This is a genomic window from Paenibacillus zanthoxyli JH29 (assembly GCF_000520715.1).
Taxonomy (GTDB): Bacteria; Bacillota; Bacilli; order Paenibacillales; family Paenibacillaceae; genus Paenibacillus_AQ; species Paenibacillus_AQ zanthoxyli.
In genome coordinates, this window is record NZ_ASSD01000493.1 from 1 (window position 1) to 2565 (window position 2565).

Below are 2565 nucleotides of genomic sequence, written 5' to 3' on the forward strand. Positions count from 1 at the left end.
GCAGATTCCCTGGGAGATGAGTGAGCGAATACATGCCCATCATCCAGCCGATAAAGGCCGGTCCGGCGCCCAGCGAGACAGCAAAGGGTGTCAGAATGGGATACTGCGCATGCAGATCAAAGTATGCAAGGAACAAGAACAGATACAGCCATAGCGCGGTTTTCAAGAAATCTGCACCTCCAATTCCGCTCCCGGCTTGCAAAGATCAGGGCGGACAGAAATGAAAAATGAAGAGACACCTTCTCTGGAAGGCGTGGACAATCGCTACTTGTACTTTACGTGGGGGCGGGGCGGCATATGCCGTTTTTTTTACTTCGCCGGCAGAACCGCCGCGTAAAAGCTTACAATATTGTCATCCCTTTGGCGGACTTATGAATTAAGCCGGATGATCATGTATAATAATGAATATCCGTGGCACGCTGCTTAGACTTGGCGGAAAGCACGGGCAAATGAGTAATGGGAGTGTGTTGCCGGAGTGATGGATACTCAGGTATGGTCGCAGTTTATTAGAGAAAATTGGCTTGTTATCGTCATTGCGCTTGTGTTGCTGTTCGCAGTTGTCAATTTGGTCAAAACGGTGCTGAAATGGGCCATTGTCATTGTTATTGTCGCAGGCTTGCTCGTTTACAGCGGAGTTACGATAGATCAGATCGGTAATGCAGTAAGCAAGGTTAAAGAGGAGACGGTCGGTACGCTGAAGAATGAGGCACAGCAAGTGATGCTGAAAGAAGCGCAGGACGCGGTCTATACCGCAAATAGCGACGGAACCTTTACGATTACCACACCCAATATTGAGGTGACGGGAAAAGCCGGTGAGGACAAGGTTATTGTTACCTTCCGGGGAGTCAGCCTCGGGCAGTGGAGTGTGAACGAACCCGTGAAGAGCTTCATTGAGGAAGCGCGTAAAGCTCAAGGCGCGAGTCAATAACGCTGGAGCAGGAGGGAAGACATGTTGAACGAATGGCTGCAGAGCCTGCGCGATGCCAATATCATCACGATATTTCTGCTGCTTATTGTCGTCATATCGCTGATTCAGGGATGGGTCAGGGGATTTTCTTTATCCGCAGGCAGATTATTCGGGCTGCTTGGTTCAGGCATTCTGACGATTGCCGCACTCATTCTCGCCGCGCTCGCCGCCGCCTATTTTTCGCCATATATTCAGACATGGGCTGCGGATACAGCGGCTCCTAAGGGTGAACTCAACCAGTGGCAGCAGATTTATTATACTGCCGTATCCGCGCTTGCGGGACTTCCGCTGCTGCGGTTTCTGTTTCTGCTGATGGTTAGCTACAGCTTGCTTCGGATTGTTCTGGGGCTTCTGGCTATGCTGCTGCCGATTCCGCGCTTCCGTAAATCTGGCGGACTGTGGGACCGCAAAATCTCGGCGGCAAGCCGGCTCGGCGGGGCAGGTATTGGACTTTTCATAGGGGCTGTCCGGTGCCTGCTGCTGATCATCGCCCTGTATGTGGGAACCAGTCTTATACCGAGCAGCGATGCGGCGCGTTATATCGAAGATTCGCCAATATACCGCCAGAGTGTTAAGTCGTTGATTGAGCCTGTGACCGGAACAGCGGTACAGGACAAGCTTCCGGTTCTGACCAAGGCAGTTGCCGCAGAAATGAACGATATCCTCCGGCGCAAATACGAAATTATCGACCGGGACGTTTCCAGCGATATTACTGGTGCTGCGGCAGATATTGCCGGCAAGGCGAAGAGCGACGAAGACAAAGCGCGGATGCTCTACGATTGGGTCGGAACGAGAATTTCTTATGATTACGCCAAGGCCGAGAACTATGAACAGAACCGGATATGGAAAGAACAGACACCGCAGGATACCTTCGATACCCGGCTCGGCGTATGCATTGATTATGCGCGGTTGTATGCCGTGATGGCCAGGTCTCAGGGCCTTGACGTGCGGGTGGTGACCGGGCGTGGATACGACGGACGCGGCGGCTATGGGCCGCATGCATGGAACGAGGTTTATATCCCGGAGCGGAAAGCCTGGATTCCTCTGGATTCTACCTGGGCCAAGAGCGGAGACTGGTTTAATCCTGCGGATTTTGACTCTACGCACATCAAAGAAAGTGTGCTTTGAAGCATTAGAGGCGTGGCTTCGCTTATGATACAATGGATGAGTCTGATTATATATCCTTAATCCGGAATTTACTTCAAATATTTCAATTTATAAAGGAGAGAACAAAGTGAGCCTTTTTCGCAAGCAGGGCTCGCCTTCGGACGAGACCAATAGCAAGAGCACCCTGGCGCTGCGGATCAATGTGTTCTTTTTCAGTACATTTATCATTTTCTGTGTAATTATTATCCGTCTTGCCGTATTGCAATTCGTGGAAGGCCCGACGCTGACCGAGGTGGAGGCGAACCGGGATACGAAAAATGTGCCGCTGGCCGCCATGCGCGGTTCGATCCTCGCCGCCGGAGGCGAGAAAATCGCCTATTCCACTCCTGTCCAGTCGCTGTACATTACGCTGACCAAGGAGTATACGGCAAAAAAGACGGACAAGGTAACCAAGGTAACGGATTATACTCCTGAAGCCAAGGCGAATGTGA

2 protein-coding genes and 2 pseudogenes are annotated in these 2565 nt (G+C 51.6%); 3 read left to right on the forward strand and 1 reads right to left on the reverse strand.

Features of this window, described 5'->3' with window-relative positions:
* Window positions 1-166 (reverse strand): annotated as a pseudogene (locus tag L691_RS32135) (MFS transporter); the annotation flags it as partial.
* 312 nt (window positions 167-478) lie between these two features.
* Here L691_RS32135 and L691_RS0118840 point away from each other — a divergent pair.
* The 3 genes and pseudogenes from L691_RS0118840 to L691_RS29405 all read left to right on the forward strand — a co-directional run.
* Window positions 479-928: a hypothetical protein gene (locus L691_RS0118840; RefSeq protein ID WP_025691944.1), complete on the forward strand. Its 450-nt coding sequence runs from the start codon at window positions 479-481 to the stop codon at window positions 926-928.
* A gap of 21 nt (window positions 929-949) precedes the next feature.
* Window positions 950-2095 carry a transglutaminase domain-containing protein gene (locus tag L691_RS0118845; protein ID WP_025691945.1) on the forward strand — a complete coding sequence of 382 codons (1146 nt, stop codon included), beginning with the start codon at window positions 950-952 and terminating at the stop codon, window positions 2093-2095.
* Window positions 2096-2201: 106 nt separating this feature from the next.
* Window positions 2202-2565 (forward strand): annotated as a pseudogene (locus L691_RS29405) (penicillin-binding protein 2); the annotation flags it as partial.

Bases quoted from the DNA above. Each gene is read 5' to 3' on its own strand.
- L691_RS0118840 (WP_025691944.1), top strand. From the start codon at position 479: ATGGATACTCAGGTATGGTCGCAGTTTATTAGAGAAAATTGGCTTGTT.
- L691_RS0118845 (WP_025691945.1), top strand. From the start codon at position 950: ATGTTGAACGAATGGCTGCAGAGCCTGCGCGATGCCAATATCATCACG.